General features: G+C 47.2%; 17 protein-coding genes. 6 read left to right on the top strand and 11 right to left on the bottom strand.

Annotation, left to right across the window (positions count from 1 at the left end; genetic code table 11):
• Window positions 1-34: 34 nt before the first annotated feature.
• Window positions 35-991, bottom strand: coding sequence for a hydroxymethylbilane synthase (hemC, locus tag ACQY6I_RS16425; RefSeq protein ID WP_428242584.1), 957 nt, complete (start codon window positions 989-991; stop codon window positions 35-37).
• A gap of 145 nt (window positions 992-1136) precedes the next feature.
• On the bottom strand, window positions 1137-2558 hold the full coding sequence (locus ACQY6I_RS16420; protein WP_428242583.1) for an HDOD domain-containing protein: 1422 nt from the start codon (window positions 2556-2558) through the stop codon (window positions 1137-1139).
• 79 nt (window positions 2559-2637) lie between these two features.
• On the opposite strand from ACQY6I_RS16420, the gene ACQY6I_RS16415 reads away from it, so the two are divergent.
• Both ACQY6I_RS16415 and ACQY6I_RS16410 read left to right on the top strand, forming a co-directional pair.
• Window positions 2638-4284, top strand: coding sequence for a VRR-NUC domain-containing protein (locus tag ACQY6I_RS16415; protein WP_428242582.1), 1647 nt, complete (start codon window positions 2638-2640; stop codon window positions 4282-4284).
• Window positions 4268-6547, top strand: coding sequence for an ATP-dependent DNA helicase (locus tag ACQY6I_RS16410; protein WP_428242581.1), 2280 nt, complete (start codon window positions 4268-4270; stop codon window positions 6545-6547). The genes ACQY6I_RS16415 and ACQY6I_RS16410 overlap by 17 nt, the downstream gene beginning before the upstream one ends.
• On the opposite strand, the gene ACQY6I_RS16405 is transcribed toward ACQY6I_RS16410, so the two are convergent.
• Window positions 6534-7130 (bottom strand): hemerythrin domain-containing protein, encoded by a 597-nt coding sequence (locus ACQY6I_RS16405; protein ID WP_428242580.1) that lies wholly within the window; start codon window positions 7128-7130, stop codon window positions 6534-6536. The two genes, ACQY6I_RS16410 and ACQY6I_RS16405, sit on opposite strands and share 14 nt — an antisense overlap.
• Before the next feature lie 98 nt (window positions 7131-7228).
• Here ACQY6I_RS16405 and ACQY6I_RS16400 point away from each other — a divergent pair, with 98 nt between their 5' ends.
• Window positions 7229-7510, top strand: a complete 282-nt coding sequence (locus ACQY6I_RS16400; RefSeq protein WP_428242579.1) for a DUF503 family protein — start codon at window positions 7229-7231, stop codon at window positions 7508-7510.
• Window positions 7511-7533: 23 nt separating this feature from the next.
• On the opposite strand, the gene ACQY6I_RS16395 is transcribed toward ACQY6I_RS16400, so the two are convergent.
• The 8 genes from ACQY6I_RS16395 to ftsY form a co-directional block, all read right to left on the bottom strand.
• Window positions 7534-8415: an EamA family transporter gene (locus ACQY6I_RS16395; protein ID WP_428242578.1), complete on the bottom strand. Its 882-nt coding sequence runs from the start codon at window positions 8413-8415 to the stop codon at window positions 7534-7536.
• Window positions 8416-8545: 130 nt separating this feature from the next.
• Entirely contained in the window at window positions 8546-8833 is a 288-nt protein-coding gene (locus ACQY6I_RS16390) for a PA4642 family protein (RefSeq protein ID WP_428242577.1), read from the bottom strand.
• Window positions 8833-9525, bottom strand: coding sequence for a tRNA (guanosine(46)-N7)-methyltransferase TrmB (trmB, locus tag ACQY6I_RS16385; RefSeq protein WP_428242576.1), 693 nt, complete (start codon window positions 9523-9525; stop codon window positions 8833-8835). Before trmB ends, ACQY6I_RS16390 begins: the two co-directional genes overlap by 1 nt.
• Window positions 9512-10000: a DUF423 domain-containing protein gene (locus ACQY6I_RS16380; protein WP_428242575.1), complete on the bottom strand. Its 489-nt coding sequence runs from the start codon at window positions 9998-10000 to the stop codon at window positions 9512-9514. Before ACQY6I_RS16380 ends, trmB begins: the two co-directional genes overlap by 14 nt.
• A 23-nt stretch (window positions 10001-10023) precedes the next feature.
• On the bottom strand, window positions 10024-10896 hold the full coding sequence (gene rpoH, locus ACQY6I_RS16375; protein ID WP_428242574.1) for an RNA polymerase sigma factor RpoH: 873 nt from the start codon (window positions 10894-10896) through the stop codon (window positions 10024-10026).
• Between the two features lie 211 nt (window positions 10897-11107).
• Entirely contained in the window at window positions 11108-12070 is a 963-nt protein-coding gene (gene ftsX, locus ACQY6I_RS16370; RefSeq protein ID WP_428242573.1) for a permease-like cell division protein FtsX, read from the bottom strand.
• Window positions 12057-12740 carry a cell division ATP-binding protein FtsE gene (gene ftsE, locus ACQY6I_RS16365; protein WP_428242572.1) on the bottom strand — a complete coding sequence of 228 codons (684 nt, stop codon included), beginning with the start codon at window positions 12738-12740 and terminating at the stop codon, window positions 12057-12059. Before ftsE ends, ftsX begins: the two co-directional genes overlap by 14 nt.
• Window positions 12737-13801 carry a signal recognition particle-docking protein FtsY gene (ftsY, locus tag ACQY6I_RS16360; protein ID WP_428242571.1) on the bottom strand — a complete coding sequence of 355 codons (1065 nt, stop codon included), beginning with the start codon at window positions 13799-13801 and terminating at the stop codon, window positions 12737-12739. The genes ftsE and ftsY overlap by 4 nt, the downstream gene beginning before the upstream one ends.
• A gap of 99 nt (window positions 13802-13900) precedes the next feature.
• On the opposite strand from ftsY, the gene ACQY6I_RS16355 reads away from it, so the two are divergent.
• The 3 genes from ACQY6I_RS16355 (at window position 13901) to ACQY6I_RS16345 (ending at window position 16918) form a co-directional block, all read left to right on the top strand.
• Window positions 13901-14806: a hypothetical protein gene (locus ACQY6I_RS16355; RefSeq protein ID WP_428242570.1), complete on the top strand. Its 906-nt coding sequence runs from the start codon at window positions 13901-13903 to the stop codon at window positions 14804-14806.
• A gap of 8 nt (window positions 14807-14814) precedes the next feature.
• Entirely contained in the window at window positions 14815-15411 is a 597-nt protein-coding gene (gene rsmD, locus ACQY6I_RS16350; protein WP_428242569.1) for a 16S rRNA (guanine(966)-N(2))-methyltransferase RsmD, read from the top strand.
• Between the two features lie 112 nt (window positions 15412-15523).
• The gene (locus tag ACQY6I_RS16345) at window positions 15524-16918 is read left to right on the top strand and encodes a coniferyl aldehyde dehydrogenase (protein WP_428242568.1); all 1395 of its coding nucleotides are present in this window, start codon (window positions 15524-15526) and stop codon (window positions 16916-16918) included.
• The last annotated feature ends 36 nt before the right edge of the window (window positions 16919-16954 follow it).

Raw genomic sequence — 16954 nt, 5'->3', positions numbered from 1 at the left:
TGTTCTTGTCCGCTGGGTCTAGTAATTAGTACCTTCATTGATTTCCATACAAACGTTGCAAAATACCTTCAGCACCTCCGTCCAGAAGTTGCTGGGCGACATTCTGACCTAATTGCTCCGCGATTAGGGTTTGCTGTTCTATATTGCCTTCGAGTAATCGTTCGGCCGTTTTTATGATGAGCCGAGAACCATCAGTTTCACCAACACGACCTTCAAGCGCAAGAATATTATCTGAGTCAAGTTTTGCAAACCCCGCAATTGGGACCTGGCACCCACCGTTCAGTTTCTTATTCATGGCTCTTTCGGCTGTCACTCTGAGCCAGGTTGTTCCGTGCATCAGAGGACGGATCAGCGATTTTATCCAGTCATCATTGCTGCGACATTCAATTCCCACCGCGCCCTGACCACAGGCCGGGGTGGATATTGATTCTGGTATCAGCTGGGCGACGCGTGACTTTAATTCCAGTCGGATTAATCCCGCTGCGGCCAGAACAATGGCGTCGAAATTACCCTGATCAAGCTTTTCCAGCCGGGTGCCGACACTGCCACGCAATGATGCCACCTGCAGATCCGGACGCCAGTGTTTTATCTGACTTTGCCGGCGCATGCTGGATGTTCCCACCAAAGCCCCTTGCGGGAGCTGATCGATACTATCGTATCGGTTTGATACAAAAGCGTCATGGGGATTTTCCCGTTCACAGATCACCGCCAGTTCCAGTCCGGGAGGCAGTTCCATAGGAACATCCTTCATGGAGTGCACGGCAATATCTGCGTCACCATTGAGCATGGCATTTTCCAGCTCTTTAACAAATAGTCCCTTTCCTCCCACTTTGGATAGAGGAGTATCGAGAATTTTATCTCCCTGGGTGGTAAAGGTTCGCAACTCCACCTCAAGTTCTGGGTGATTTTTAATCAACGCCTGTTTGACGAATTCCGCCTGCCAAAGTGCCAGCGGGCTTTTGCGGGTTGCGATTCGAACAGCTTTTGTCATGGTGACTCCGGTATTTTGAGTCTGTTGATGGTAACCGAATGTAATGGTGGGAAACAGATCTGTGTGTCAGTCCTGAGCAATTCGTTGTATTGCCAGTTTGTGACAGAAGGTGATCATCCAGACCTGTTTGTTTTTCCCAGAATACTTAACTGTCTTTGATCAGGATAGACAGTCCAAGGTTGGTCTGCTTGGAAAACAGGCAGAAGTCGTTGAATTGAGTGCTGGTGAGTGGATCACCGTTGCCATCGCCATAAAGCACACCAATGTTACGGTTACGGTAAGTGATGGGGGCAACAAAACAATCTCCATCGGGGAGGATTTTGCGCAGTGCCTGGTAGCGCAGTTTTTCCCGTGATGGATCCTGTCCCATCCAGATTGGTTGATATTGGTTGAGGGCGACAGAAAAAACGTCCTTGGCATAGTCTGAGTCCATGACCGGCATGCGAAATTGTTCTTTCCAGAGTTGAGTATTACGTCCGGCAAAATATCTGGCTTCAAGATACTCCCGTTGCATATCGAACAGTGCAACTGCACAACGTTTGATCAGCACTCCACGGCTCAGGCCTTGGATAACAGTCAGAAAAACCCGGTTTATATCGGCTTTTTCAAGAGTTAGATCGGTTAGTTCATGTAAAAACTTAAGTTGTAGTTGCGTTGCGCTTTCGCTGCTTTCCGGTTGTATATCCCGAAGCTGACTGCCGGAAGGCAGCAAATGGCATATTTTTTCTGCACCATATGATTTTGCCACTGCACTGGCTTCATCGGCTCCTGCGACAATTAAGTCCTCGGTCTTGTCATCGTTTAATCCGGTAAAGCGACTGACCTGGCTGACCAGTCGGCGCATTTCCCTGGATTGCCAACCTTTGGTGACAGTTTGGCTGATGGCTTCGCCCATCAGAACTGCGGCAACGCTTCGGGTCGGATGTTCCGGGCGATCCAGGGCCTGTATGACCAGTGGTCCCAGATCCCACTCCTTACACAAGGCTTTGGTGATGGAACCAAAACCGACTCCCAGAATGTCGAGGCAAATCGCGGCCTTATCCTGAGGGGTCTCATTGACTTGCTGAATATATTCATCCACCTGTGGTAAATGACAGGCCAGAAAGGCCATTTCTCCAAGGTGATACAGTAATGCTGCAATGAAGATTTCTTCACGCTTCTCTGGCGCCAGGTTGTAGGCTATATTTTTCGCCTGTATGGCGGCGTGAAAAGATCGGGCGATGGTATCCAGCAAAAAATTATCGTTGTGGCTGTGTTTCAGTAAAGTATCAATGATCAAAACCGTCGTACTGATGGCTTTTATTTCATTAAAACCAATCTGGACGATGGCCTTACTGATGGTATGAATGGTTTGACCGCTGGGATTGAACTGAACTGAATTGGCAACCCTTAACACCTGGGCTGTCATGGATGCATCTTTAAGGATGACATCGGCGAGTTCCTGTACACTCGATTGATGGTCATCGGTAATGCGATTAAGCTCCTGTAAAATATTGGAAAGAGAGGGTAATTCCATCTGACTGATATGTTTTACCCATGATTTTAGTCCGCGCAATGGCTTATTCATTACTGCTCCATATGAATCGGCGCTACGTCAATAGTAGTAATAAATATAGTCGCTAAACGTAAAAATGCCGGTGGTTTCATTGAGTTATTTTCCAGAAGTCGATCAACCCTATTATTTGAGTAATTTTCACACGTTATTGCAGTGGGTCGAGCAGCGCTACGACGACTTACTGTTGCCAACAGAACATGACTTTCTGGAGATATTCCGTCAACTATCTGTCGCCAGTCAATGCCTGTTGGTTCGAATGTTAATGCGGACTAAGCAGTATTTTCGTTGTTCCAAGCTGGTATATCCGGAAGTCGATCATATTGATGTTGCGGTTAAAGAACTTTGTCTGCATGAACTGGTGGAGATAGATCCGGTCATTGATATTGAAATTGTGACCGGACAAATGCTGAAAGCGGAGCTGCTTGCATGTTTTGGTCATGAACTGGCGTTGCCAAAAGCCAGTAAAAAACAGTTATCAGAACAATTATATGAATGTTACGGATTGCAATCGAAAAAGCACTGGAGTCAATGGGCGGCGGAACTCGATGATCCTTTGATCCAATTACAATGTCAGGACATGTTTGACTGTTTTTGTCTGATGTTTTTTGGTAATCCTTATCAGGATCTGACTGAATTTGTATTAACTGATCTTGGGTTATTTCGTTATGAAGTGATTCCTTTCGACGACAGCACTCGTGCATTTCAGACTCGTCAACAGATTGAGTTTTACCGCCAGCTGCTGATTAGTCGAGAGTTTTTGGAACAAGGTCTTACCGATCAGGCTCTTGATAGTCTACCTGAACCGATTAATAGTGATTGGTTGAACCAGAAAAGAGATAAGGCTCTGTATCGTATTGGTTACGACTATGAACGCAAAAGTGAGTTTGATCAGGCGCTAGACTGTTATCTTGATAATGATTATTGCCGGGCACGTGAACGTCACATTCGTGTACTCGAAAAACAACAGCGATATGAAGAGGCTTTTCAGCTGTGTGAGTTGGCATTGGCGGAGCCGTTGGACGAAAATGAACAGCAGAGCTGTCAGAAAATGATCAAGCGACTGGCCCGCAAGGTGGCTCGTAAGGTCAGTGTTGCTGTGATGGCTCCGATTGAACAGCATACTACTCAATTGGATTGTCGTCCTGAACCAGTCGAACTGTTGGCCGCAGAAAGCCTGACATCATCGAGTCGGCAGGCAGTCTATGTGGAGAACAGTCTGTTTAATGGTTTGTTTGGTCTGACCTTTTGGGAGGCCATTTTCAAGCCTTGTCCTGGTGCATTTTTCCATCCATTCCAGTCAGCACCTCGTGACTTATATACAACCGATTTTGCCAGTACCCGGGCAGGTGAAATTGCTGCTGGCTGGGAGCGGATGCAGCAACCCGGTTATCATAAGTGGCTGGCAGGTCGTTACCAGGAGAAACATGGAATTGCTAATCCATTTGTAAACTGGTCGGTCATTGACGAAACGCTGTTGCAGTCGGTGCAAAGGTGTATTCCCATTCAACATTTGAGAACAGTTTTTGAACGGATTTTGTTTGATATAAAAAGTAATAGCAGCGGATTTCCAGACCTTGTTGTGTTTGATTCTGATCGACCTTGCTATCGATTGGTGGAAGTCAAAGGTCCAGGAGATCGTTTGCAGGATAATCAAATACGCTGGTTTAACTATTTTATACGCCATCAGATTCCAGCATCTGTGCTATATGTTCAGTGGTTGAATGATGCAAACAGTTAGTGTCCGCAATCTGGCCGAGTTCTGCTGTAAAAGCGGAAGTTTGGATCTGCGTTTCACGCCTGCTCCTTCTGGTCTGGAAGGTATCGAAGGTCATCAGGCAATCTATAGCCGGCGTTCGGACAACTACCAGTCAGAAATTTCTCTGGTTTATCAATATCAACAGCTGCTTTGTGTTCGCGGGCGGGCGGATGGTTATGATCGAGATCGTCATCGTATTGAGGAGATAAAAACTTATCGTGGACAGTTAACGCGGTTGCCTGATAACCATAAAGCATTACATTGGGCGCAGGCACGACTGTATGCTGCGATTTATTGTGAGCAGCACAGACATTCTGAAATTGGTGTGGCGCTGGTGTACTGGCACGTGGACCAGAAAAAGGAAACCATTGAAGAGAAATGTTTTAGTGCCGAAGAGCTGAAATTGTTCCTGGATGATTGTGTTCGAGTATTTATGGAGTGGTCGCGGCAGCTTGAGGTTGCCATGCAGCAACGAAGTCAGTTATTGGAGCAACTGAGTTTTCCTTATCCGGAGTTCCGAACAGGGCAGCGGGATTTTGCGGAAAGCGTTTATAAGGCTTTTCGACTGCAAAAAAAACTGATCATTGAAGCGCCAACCGGAATTGGCAAGACGCTGGCCGCGTTGTTTCCGGCTCTTAAGGCCATGATGTCTGGCAAGTTTGATAAGTTGGTGTTTTTAACGGCCAAGACGCCTGGCAGAGTATTGGTCAGGGAGGCTCTTAAAAAGTTACAACTGGATCAGTCACGTGTTTTGCGTGTTGTCGAAATGAAAGCCCGGGATAAAGTCTGTGAACATCCTGATCTGGCCTGTCATGGTGATTCCTGTCCCCTCGCCAACGGTTTTTATGACCGTCTTAGAGAAGCCCGGCAGGCTGCTTTTGCAAATGCCTGGTTGATGGCTGATGATGTTGGAGATATTGCTTCTAGGTTTCAAGTATGTCCTTACTATCTGGCACAGGAAATGCTCAAATGGAGTGATGTTCTGATTGCTGACTATAACTATTGGTTTGATATATCAGCACAGATCTACGGTTTGAGTAAAGCCAATGAATGGTATACAGGCTTACTGATTGATGAAGCTCATAACCTGCTCGACAGAGGTCGTAGCATGTATTCAGCTGAACTGAGCAGAAAGGAGTTGCTGGCTGCCAGAAAAATACATAATCATGCCGGCAGAAAAATTCTCGAACGACTAAACCGACGGTGGCTGAAAATTGAAAAACAGTGGCCGGAAGGGGTTCACATCAGTGGCAGTCTCGATAAAGACCTGATTGGCTGTTTATCGCGTTTTGTGTCTGACTATAGTGAATATCTGACTGATGAATATGAGCATGGAGTTCTACCTCAGCAGCATCTGGAGTTCTACTTTTCTGTTATCCAGTTTATGGGAGTGGCAGAGTTATTTAACCATCATTTTGTGATGGAAACGGAGGTTGAAAAGACACATGCCGCTATCCGGTTATTGAACCAGATTCCGGCAGAACTGCTGAGGGAACGTTTTGCTGCTGCACAATCCAGTGTGGTTTTTTCCGGTACGCTGACTCCCTTTGCTTTTTTTAAGGATACTCTCGGTCTTGGCGAGGATTGTCCAGTCCAACAGATAGCCTCTCCTTTTTCAGCTCAGCAACTGAACATTAAGGTCATTACTGATATTTCCACTCGTTATCTGGATAGGGAGCGTTCAGTGGATTCGGTCATTGATATTATTCGTTGTCAGCTACAAAGGTGCCCAGGTAACTACCTGGTTTTTTTCAGTTCGTTTGCATACCTAGAGCAGGTTGGTAGTCGTTTACAACACGTTGTTAAGGATCATCGAATTATCCGGCAGGCAGCCAGTATGTCGGAATCTGAGCGAACGGAATTTATGGCTGCATTTGATCAGAAGATCAATACACTCGGGTTGGTGGTGTTGGGCGGTGCATTTGGGGAAGGGGTGGATTTACCAGGTGAGCAATTGATAGGTGCGTTTATTCTGACACTAGGACTACCACAGCTTAATCAGCGCAATGAAGCGCTGAAGAAAAATATGCATCAGGTGTTTGGTCATGGGTATGAGTATGCTTATTTATTTCCAGGATTGCAGAAAGTTATTCAGGCTGCAGGTAGAGTCATTCGGGGCGTTAATGACTCTGGTTATCTGATTTTAATCGATGATCGATTTTTCCGGGCAAATATTCAAAGATTATTGCCGGATTGGTGGCGTATTAACAATGTGACTACACAACAATTTCTCAATCATCAGTGAATTTACTTCTGGTCTCCTCATCCAGGCCCTGAGCTTCAAAATTAGTGATTTCTGAGAGTAAAGAGTCGTATTCTTTTCGAGTGTTATCAAATAATGGGTCTTCGGAAATGGTTTCTACCATGTTTTCCAGTTCGGTCCAGTCGTCCTCTTCCAGGTACTCATCCGCCAGTGGAAAAATATCGCTTTCTTCAACATCCAGATGTTCTAACTGCATATCCAGATAGAGATGTGCATCGATTTTCAGTTGATCCATTGGCATGGCAATGTCCATGGCCACGGCGTTAAAATCATTTTTTAGCTTTTGAGTGATCTCCTCCAGCTTGGCATGCTGGGCCAGCACGCCAGTAATAATATCCGGGTCTGGAATCGACTTACTCAACAGTTTTTTAAAAATAACATCTTCAACCGGGTGGTGGTAACGCTCCGGAAATGTATTGATATAGTCAAGCATATCCATAATCAGGTTGATATTTGCGTCCTGATCCGGGTCGCCAAAACCTTGTAACTGATATCTAAAACAGTAAAGAAAACGAGACAGGTTTTTATGCTCGTTGTGTAAGTGTTCGAGTAGTTTGGCAGCCATGACACAAACCTCATAAAAGTGGCAGATAATCAAAACATAGACTGATTGAGATAGAATGTGTTGACATGTATCAAAGTGAAACAAAAACAAGGCGTTCTATGCAGATTATATTGATGCAATACCATATCCGATTTCACGGTGTGGAATCGTTAAAGGATAAAAGTCAACGTGTCACCAGACTGGTAAAATTTTTAGGTGGTCATAGCGATGTTGCAGCCAGTGAAACGGAGCTCAAAGAAGAGCTTGATCATTCAATACTGTCGGTGCTTGTTGTTGCGCCAAACCGAAAGCTACTGGATCAGCGAAAGCAACAACTTGAAGTGGCGTTGAATGATCGTCTTGATGCTGAAATTCTTGATCTACAGCAACAGTTTTTGTGACATATTGTACGCCAGGGAATCTGTCAACTGACAAACAATAATAGACATACGGATGATGTAACCAGGATCATACCTGTCCATTCGTTGTATGAGATGCGTTCACGAAAGTAAAAGGTAGTGATCAGAATAGACAGAACAAACTCTATCTGTCCGAGGCCTTTTACAATTGCCGCTGTCTGAAATGTCATGGCAGTGAACCAGCCGATTGATCCGACAGCACTGGTGGCGCCAACAAATATACATGCTTTCCAATGGTGTTTTAATTGTCTGATGCTATTTGCAGGGTTCTTTATCATGGGAATCGCAGAGATAAATACCTGTAGTGAGACAATCGTCATCAGAGTTGTGGCGGCTGAGTATATATAGTTGCCATGTAGTGACAGGCTTGCCTGTCGTAACCAAAGCGATGCAAGACCAAAACCGAGCCCGGCTCCAAGGCCATAGATAAGCGATGGTTCTGTCAGTATTGTTCTGTAAGGTTTGATCAGGCCCGCTAAAATTGTTCCCGTCGCGCCAATAAAAATGGCAATGCCTGCTAACAGGCTGAGAGGTTGTTGAAAGAATAGAAAGCCCAGCAGTGCCGTAAAAATAGCTTCTGTTTTCGCAAAAGTGGTTCCAACGCTGAAATTACGAAGTTTGAGCGCATGTACCAACAGAAAAGTAGCAACAATTTGAGCGATGGCTGCAAAAAAAGAATATTGGAAAAATGTTGTATTGAGGTCCAGGTATGTGTCTTTGATGATATATGACAGATACAGCCAATAAACTATGGTAAATGGCAGTCCAAAACCGAAACGAACCCAAGTGACCAATATTGGGGATATGTGTCCGCCAAGTCGTTTTTGTCCGGCTGTTCTGACAGTTTGCATGCTGACGGCAAGAAATGTGAATAAAATCCAACTCATAGTCTGAAGCTCCAGTAATGACAACCAGAGTATCAGTATCTGCGGATTTGAAATAATTCGTTTTGGAATGATGCCGATAGCGAACAGCTATGTGACAAGATACGTCCGTGTATCATTGCTGTCATCAGGTTCAGTTAATACGCTGCTGAATGGCTTGAAGATATTCTGTTGACTGCGCGTGTTTGGCAATAATCTCAAGCATCGTCTGACCGGCTTTGTTTTTAGCTTGGAGATTGTGATTTCTGTCTACAAATATCTCCAGAAACTGCTCAAATAATGGAACAGGCATGGATCGATAGGCTTTTTCGAGAATGACAAAGTCGCGGTCGGTTTCGTCATGGGATTTTAACGAAAAAAACACCTCAAAACGTGTGGTATCCCATTCTTCTGATTCTACTCTTTGTTTGTCTTTTTTCATTATTCTATCTCTGTCTTCTTGAATATTAAGTCCCAGACTCCGTGCCCCAGGCGAACGCCTCGACGTTCGAACTTGGTTTCTGGCCGATAAACCGGTCGTTCAGAATACTGTCCTTCACCGGCTGTATTGCTAAAGCCTTGGGTTGATGTGAGTACTTCCAGCATTTGTTCTGCATATGGTTGCCAATCCGTCGCCAGATGCCAGATACCTTCCGGTTTAAGTTTACGACGGACCAGGTTGGCGAAATCAGCTTGTACAATACGACGTTTATGGTGTTTCTTCTTATGCCAGGGATCCGGGAAAAACAGCTGCAGTCGTTCAATGGAGTTGTCGGCAAAACAATGCTTCAGGACTTCCACCGCATCATCTTTATAAACCCTCAGATTGCTGACGCCGGTTTTATCGGCATTATTCAAAAGGCGTCCGACACCGGATAAGTGAACCTCAATGCCAATAAAGTTGTAGTTGGGCTCTGCCATGGCCATTTGCAGTAGCGAGTCGCCCATACCAAAGCCGATTTCGATCACCAGTGGGTGGTTGTTGCCAAATATTTCCTGGCTGTTGAATACGGTCTCAGGGTTCAGTCCCAGTCTCGGATATACCTCATCCAAACCGCGTTGTTGCCCCTCGGTCATCCGTCCCTGGCGCATGACGAAGCTGCGAATTTTTTTCAGTTGTTTATCTGTTGTCATATTTTGTTTGCTTTAAAACCGTTGTAAACCAGTAGACCCAGCCGGATAGCATGAGAACTCCACCAACAGGAGTTACAGCTCCCAGTATAGAGATATCTGTCAGACACAAGGCATACAGTGAAAGGCTGAATACCAGTGTCCCTGCCAGAAACAGTCGCGCGCATGTTTTCAATGCTACTGTTTGGGGTGACCGGATCTGGTGTTCTGCCAATATCAGCAGGGCAAGGCCATGCCAGAATTGATAGCGAGCTGCAGTGTGCCAGGTATCAAGGCGTTCGGGAGTCACCATATCTTTGATGATATGGGCACCGAAAGCTCCCAGAGCTACCGCTGTTCCCAGCAGACCAAGGGCATATAATTGGGTTTTTTGACTGACCATGACGGGTATTAGTTTTAGTGGGTTAACCAGAGTGTAGAGAGATTCTAACTGAATGTTGCAGACAATAAAAAAGCCGTGTCGAATCTGTTTCGACACGGCTTATCAATTCATCAGCGTTGTTATACTTCAATGCCACCTGCTTCAAGCACTTTCCGTACTTTCTTCATAGCATTTTTTTCCAGCTGTCTGATGCGTTCCGCAGATACGCCATATTTAGCAGCCAGATCATGCAGAGTGGCTTTATTCTCACTTAACCATCGCTGCATCAGGATGTCCTTGCTGCGCTCGTCAAGATCTTCGAGTGCAGACAGCAAACGGCTGTTGGCATCATCCTCATAATTCTCGTTTTCAGCCATAGTGGCAGGGTTGTAACGAGTATCTTCAATCGTATAGACCGGAGCCTGAAAGGCGCTCTCATCGTCATCGTTGTCAGCATCAAAGCCCATATCCTGAGCAGTCATGCGGCCTTCCATTTCATAAACGGTCGATTCTTTGACACCCAGTGTTTCCGCGATTTCTCTCGCTTCTCTCTGGTTTAACCAGCCCAGACGTTTTTTGGAGCTGCGTAAATTAAAGAATAGTTTTCTTTGGGCCTTGGTGGTTGCCACCTTGACGATGCGCCAGTTACGCAAAATGAATTCATGGATTTCGGCTTTAATCCAGTGTACCGCGAATGAAACCAGTCTGACTCCGACTTCGGGATTAAACCGTTTGACCGCTTTCATCAGTCCTACGTTGCCTTCCTGAATCAGGTCTGCCTGATTAAGGCCATAACCTGAATAACTTTTCGCAATATGAACGACAAACCGTAAATGAGACATGACCAACTGACGGGCGGCTTGCAGATCGCCTTTATAATACAGGCGCTCAGCTAACTCTTTTTCTTCCTCAGCAGACAGTATCTCAAAACCGTTGACGACCTGAATATATGCATCAAGATTCTGCCCTGGAGCCAGATTCTCGAATGCAACTGCTGGTAAGCTTTTAGTCATATGTTCACCTCGAATGTGTGTTGTGAGCCTGCCCTATCAGTTAAGGCGCAGACACATGCATCGGTTAGTATAACATGAAAAATATCGATGCAATCGGGCTTAGCCCTCAATGGCTTCCCTTATCAGGGTATTATTTATCGTTAACTGAGGATTGAGATCAAGTATTAGCCGCTTTTTTTACCTTTGACTGACAGTATCAGATTTTACTAATTTAGGTTGGTTCTATTGCCCGTATATGGCGACTGACCGCCATGATGGTGCCAAACATACTGATGCTGATGGATGTCGCGATAACCAGCAACGTTCCCCACCAGTGAATGGATTCAAAGATAAATCCTGCTGATAGCGTATTGATTAGACGAGTAACCGGCTCGTGCAGATACCAGTAACAGGTTGTAACGATGATGACGGCAAAGATCCCTCCCGCCAGACCATACCAGAAGCCCATGTACAGGAATGGGCGTCGTACAAATGCATCAGTTGCGCCAACCAGTTTGATGACCAGAATTTCATCCCGACGGGACTCAATAGCCAGGCGGATGGTATTGCCAACCACTAGTACCACCGCCATAGACAGAATCAGCCCCAGAACGCCAACTACCCGCTCTGCAATCCGACTGATCTGGTTTAGTCGCTGAACCCAGATCAAATCCAGCTGTACCGTATCTGCCTCGGGCAGTGCTTCCAGCATGATTTTGAGGCCTTCCACCGTGGCCGCTGTTTCTTCCATCGGTTGAATCACGATCAGTGCGGGCAGTGGGTTGTTTTCCAGACTGTCGATAATATTGCCCAGGCCGGAAAATTCTTTGAACTCACGTAAACCATCATTTGGGCTGATATAGCGAGTGCTTTTGATTTCCGGTCGTTGCTTCAGTTCTCTGGCCAACTTTTCTGCCCGGTCGGTAGATACGGATTGATCAAGATAGAGGCTGAGTTGAGCACCTTCGTTGAGTGGGCCGGTAATTTGTTTCAGGTTCAGCAATGCCATCACCATCAAGGTGGGCAGAGACAGGGCGATGGCAATCACCATCCAGGTAAGGGCCGCTGAAAGCGGTCGCTTAAGCATCTGCCTCATGCTATCCATGGCCAGATAACGATGGTGTCGCAGCCAGGCGTCCCGTTTTTCGGCGAAGTGAATCTTACGGGCCACAGCGCCTTTTTTAATTCTGGGCACGTTCACCTCCATCGGCACCTCTGACCAGTTCTCCATTTTTCAGAGTCATAACACGGAAAGGCATGCGGGCAATCAGGCCAAGGTCATGGCTGGCAATCAACACAGTCGTTCCCACTCGGTTAAAATCCGCAAACAAATTCATAACCTCGCGGCTCAATTTGGGATCAAGGTTTCCGGTTGGTTCGTCTGCCAGCAGCAGTTTGGGTTTGGTGACCACTGCCCGAGCGATTCCAACCCGTTGTTGCTCTCCACCGGACAGCATAATGGGTAGATAAGATTCACGTTCAAGCAGGCCCACTTTGTCGAGAGCCGCCCTGACTCGGCGACCGATTTCGCGTGGTGACTCGCCTTCGATCAGCAGGGGCAGTGCGACGTTGTCGAAAACAGACCGGTCCATCAGCAGGTTGTGGTTCTGAAATACCAACCCAATCTGGCGGCGAAAAAAGGGGATCTGACGGCGATTCATACGATTTAGTATCTGTCCGGCGATGCGGATATGACCGCTGGACGGTTTTTCGATCAGCGCAATCATTTTAAGCAGAGTACTTTTACCTGCTCCGGAATGTCCGGTCAGGAACGCCATTTCGCCTGGAGCCATATTGAACGTCAGACTTTTGAGCGCCTCATGTCCTCCGAGATATCGCTTGGAGACTTGTTCGAAGTGAATCATTCCGGGCTGTCTTCACTGACAAACAAGGCATCGGTAAAGGATTTCGCTTCGAATGGCCTCAGATCTTCGGCACTTTCTCCAACTCCAATAAAACGGATCGGAATTTGAAGCTGCTGAGCCAGCGCGAAAATAATTCCACCTTTGGCTGTTCCGTCCAGCTTGGTCAAACACAGGCCGGATACGTTGACAGACTCGCCAAAGATCTTCGCCTGACTCAAAGCATTCTGGCCGGTGGCGGCATCAAGCACCAGCATGGTCTCATGAGGAGCCTCGGGGTCTTGCTTTTTCATGACCCGGACAACCTTTTCAAGCTCACTCATAAGGTTGTCTTTGTTGTGCAGGCGCCCGGCTGTGTCTGCAATCAGAACATCAATGTTTCGGGATTTGGCGGCAGCAACTGCATCAAAAATGACCGAGGCACTATCGGCGCCGGTATGTTGAGCCACGACGGGGACATCATTGCGTTCCCCCCAGGCTTGCAGCTGCTCGACTGCGGCTGCCCGAAAAGTATCACCGGCCGCCAACATGACTGATTTACCCTGCTCCTTGAAATAGCGTGCCATCTTGCCGATGGTGGTGGTTTTTCCCACGCCGTTTACGCCGACCACAAGAATCACGTATGGGTGTTGGGTGTCTGCAATGGTAAGGGGTTGTTCGACAGGTGTCAGGATGGCCTGCAGCTCAAGTTTGAGTGCTTGGTACAGAGCATCAGAATCCGACAGCTCCTTGCGTGATGCTTTGGCAGTAAGGGTTTTGATTATATGCTGGGTGGCATCGATACCGACATCTGCCATTAACAGCAATGTTTCAATTTCCTCGAACAGCTCATCATCAATATTTTTTTTCCCGAGTAACAGATTGGCCAGTCCGTCGGTCAGGCCACTGCGGGTTCTACCCAGCCCCTGTTTCATGCGGGCAAACCAGCTCAGTCGGGGTTTTTCCTGAGTGGCAGGCTGCGGAGCAGGCGTTGCTGGAGTAACATCAGGTGCTTGTTGTTCAGATGCTTCAACGCTTTGTGATGATGCTTTCTTCGCTTTGTTTTTTTTTCCAAAACCGAACATATATGAAAAAATCCAGAAATAGCGGTGGCAATACGGGATGGCGATTATGCCATAGCCGGATTGTAACAGATTGACGTAATAGATAAGGATAATAAACGCGTGTCCGTCAAACGAAAACAACTGGGATTCATACAATTGAGTCGCACGACATTGTGGATCCTGATTATTGTCCTGATTCCACTGGTTGTGGTGCTCAATAATATGGGCTCTAAAACCGAAAAACAGTCGGTACCTGAAACGATTTATAAATTTGATATCAGTTCCCTCGCTATTGGCAGGTTAGGGGCTGATCGCTGGGTGAACCTGCCTGGTAGTGGTTTGATTGCACTGTCTGTGGCACAAAAGCGTATGCCTGTGAATCGGGTTGATGTTCCAGAACATCAGGATTTTTCCTTTAGTTTTCGCAATGGCATGGCCGTAACCAGGGTTGTCATTCCGGCTACCCAAGCCCAGCTGGAGCTCACCCTGGACTTTCTGGATCAATGGCTGTCACCGGTTATGCCGGATGATATTCTGGTGATGAGTGGCGAAGTGGATGCCGGCATGCTGGAAAGTGTCCGCACGGAGTTACATAAAGCCAAAGGCAAAGCCGTGGATGTTGCTATTCCTGCGCCGACAGCATTGAGCGTTATTGCCAGTCCACCATTTGGCAGCCCTGACCAGCTGGCCATGATTGTGGCGGCAGATATATTGTCCCACCGTATGGCGGGATATGATTTGCAATTGCGCTGGGACCATCAGCGTACGACCAGTTATTTGACGTTGAATACCACAATACAGCCTGACTGGCTACGCGCTCCTAGTGAACAGGAATATGTTGCAGCACTACAGCCACTGAAACAATTTGCGGACGTGTCCCTTCGTTCGCCCGCGCAGATACACCGCTATCTGACAGCAATGGCGATATATCATTTGCCAGACACTTTTATCAGCCACCAGACAGAGCGACTGGAGGCGCTGACTCTCCAGCAGGTGCAGCAGGTTTTGCAAAGTTTCAATCAATGAAGAGCACGATGAAAAACAGAAAAAAAACGACTCATAGTGGGCGCAACGAATTCAGGATCATCGCCGGAGATTGGCGTGGCCGGAAGTTTTCATTTCCAACTGTGCAGGGGCTCAGACCGAGTCACGACCGTATTCGGGAAACATTGTTCAACTGGCTGGCCGTGGAGGTGGTGGGCTGCCGATGTTTGGATTTGTTTGCTGGCAGTGGTGCTTTAGGGCTGGAGGCTTTGTCACGAGGGGCGCAGGCGACAGACTTTGTCGAGCTGAATGCTGCGGCGAGTCGCAGTTTGCAACAGCATTTGTCCGTATTGAAGTGTGAGCACGGTAGTGTTGTTCAGGGAGACGCATTAAGTGTTTTAAATCAGCTGCCAGAGCAGAACTATGATCTGGTGTTTTTGGACCCGCCTTTTCACCAGGGGTGGCTGGACAAAATATTGAATCACCCGCGTTTCCTGTCTCTGTTAACGGTAGATGCTCAGGTATATATAGAACGAGAGACGGATGTCCCGTTACCGGAAGGATGGTTGCCGGTGAAAGAAAAGAGCACTTCAACACTGGTGTACGGTCTCTACCGTAATAGCGGCGATTCCCAGCCTTCTTTTTAATAATGAATATGGATGTGCAGTTGTTTGTGAGCACAAGAGCTGTTCCATTGTGTTTGATGCTGCATCGTGATTGATTCTGTTTTTTTCGATAACCTTGAGAGAGGTCAATGGCGTGCAGCAAGATTTAACGGTTGGTTTGGAGCAATTAACGACCGCATATACTGGTCATCGTTATCCGACACTGAACGAACGTAGGCAGTGGCTGCTGACATTAAAACGATTGCTGGTCGAGAAACAGGATGAGATTGCAGCTGCTATCAATGAAGATTTTGGGCGGCGATCACTGGATGAGACCCGTATTCTGGAGATACTGCCGGTAATCAGCGCGATTCGTTTCAACCTTCGCCACCTGCGTCGATGGATGAAACCTGCCCGGCGCTCCAGTGGTCTGCTGTTCTTCCCTGGTCAAAGTCAGGTTCTTTATCAGCCACTTGGCGTCATAGGGGTTGTGGCACCCTGGAACTATCCGTTGATGCTGTCTGCCGGACCGATGGTTTCGGCCATGGCGGCAGGTAATCGAATGATGATCAAGATGTCGGAATATACCCCTAACTTTGGTCGTTTGTTTGCTGAGCTGTGTCAACAGTACTTTGGAAATGATCTGGTCCAAGTGGTTAATGGTGATAGTCAGGTGGCACAGGCGTTCTCCAGTTTGCCTTTTGATCATCTGTTGTTTACCGGGTCGACGAATATTGGGCGTGCTGTGATGAAAGCGGCAGCCGAAAACCTGACCCCTGTGACGCTGGAGTTGGGGGGGAAGTCACCGGTGGTCGTGGCGCCGGATTACGATATCCGTGAAGCCGCCAGACGCTTGCTATGGCCTAAAATTATGAGTGCTGGACAGACCTGTGTTGCGCCAGATTACGTGTTATGTCCTGAAGGCAAGGTTGGTCAGCTCGTTGATGAACTCAAGGCGCTATATAGCCAGCAGCTGCCGGATGCGGCTACCAATACAGACTGCACTTACGTTATTAGTGACCGTCAGCGGACGCGTTTGGATCAGCTGCTGGCGGAAGCGACCAGCCTTGGGGCCAATGTGATTAAGACGCAGGAGTACTTGGCAGATGCCAGACACCGGCCTCTGATATTGGTAACCGGAGTGACATCAGAAATGCGTATCATGCAGGAAGAAATCTTTGGGCCACTATTACCGATAGTCGCGTATCGTGACTTGCAACAGGCTGTGGATATGGTGAATAGTGCACCCAGGCCGCTGGCTCTTTATATTTTCAGTAATGACGTAACAGTACAGCGTCAGGTAATGGAGCAAACCCATTCCGGTGGTGCGATGGTGAATGATGCGGCCATTCATGTCGGGGTGGACAGTATTCCGTTTGGGGGAGTGGGGCCGTCTGGCATGGGGCACTATCATGGTTGGGAAGGTTTTCAGCAGTTTTCCAATGCCAAAGGGATTCATCGTCGCGGCCGAATTCACCTGACCCGGCTGTTCAATCCGCCATATGATCGTTGGCTGGTGAAGTTGATGCAGAAAATATTTATTCGTTAGTGAATCGGCAAAATTTGTGAGCAACGGGGTTTTCGG

The sequence above is a fragment of the Gynuella sp. genome (assembly GCF_050297175.1).
GTDB lineage: Bacteria > Pseudomonadota > Gammaproteobacteria > Pseudomonadales > Natronospirillaceae > Gynuella.
The sequence above is the reverse complement of the archived record's forward strand: the minus strand, read 5'-3'. Positions and strand labels throughout refer to the sequence as shown.

Bases quoted from the DNA above. Each gene is read 5' to 3' on its own strand.
- trmB (WP_428242576.1), bottom strand. From the start codon at position 9,525: ATGACAACAGATAAACAACTGAAAAAAATTCGCAGCTTCGTCATGCGC.
- ACQY6I_RS16410 (WP_428242581.1), top strand. From the start codon at position 4,268: ATGATGCAAACAGTTAGTGTCCGCAATCTGGCCGAGTTCTGCTGTAAA.
- hemC (WP_428242584.1), bottom strand. From the start codon at position 991: ATGACAAAAGCTGTTCGAATCGCAACCCGCAAAAGCCCGCTGGCACTT.
- rpoH (WP_428242574.1), bottom strand. From the start codon at position 10,896: ATGACTAAAAGCTTACCAGCAGTTGCATTCGAGAATCTGGCTCCAGGG.
- ftsY (WP_428242571.1), bottom strand. From the start codon at position 13,801: ATGTTCGGTTTTGGAAAAAAAAACAAAGCGAAGAAAGCATCATCACAA.
- rsmD (WP_428242569.1), top strand. From the start codon at position 14,815: ATGAAAAACAGAAAAAAAACGACTCATAGTGGGCGCAACGAATTCAGG.
- ACQY6I_RS16405 (WP_428242580.1), bottom strand. From the start codon at position 7,130: ATGGCTGCCAAACTACTCGAACACTTACACAACGAGCATAAAAACCTG.
- ftsE (WP_428242572.1), bottom strand. From the start codon at position 12,740: ATGATTCACTTCGAACAAGTCTCCAAGCGATATCTCGGAGGACATGAG.
- ACQY6I_RS16400 (WP_428242579.1), top strand. From the start codon at position 7,229: ATGCAGATTATATTGATGCAATACCATATCCGATTTCACGGTGTGGAA.
- ACQY6I_RS16395 (WP_428242578.1), bottom strand. From the start codon at position 8,415: ATGAGTTGGATTTTATTCACATTTCTTGCCGTCAGCATGCAAACTGTC.
- ACQY6I_RS16390 (WP_428242577.1), bottom strand. From the start codon at position 8,833: ATGAAAAAAGACAAACAAAGAGTAGAATCAGAAGAATGGGATACCACA.
- ACQY6I_RS16420 (WP_428242583.1), bottom strand. From the start codon at position 2,558: ATGAATAAGCCATTGCGCGGACTAAAATCATGGGTAAAACATATCAGT.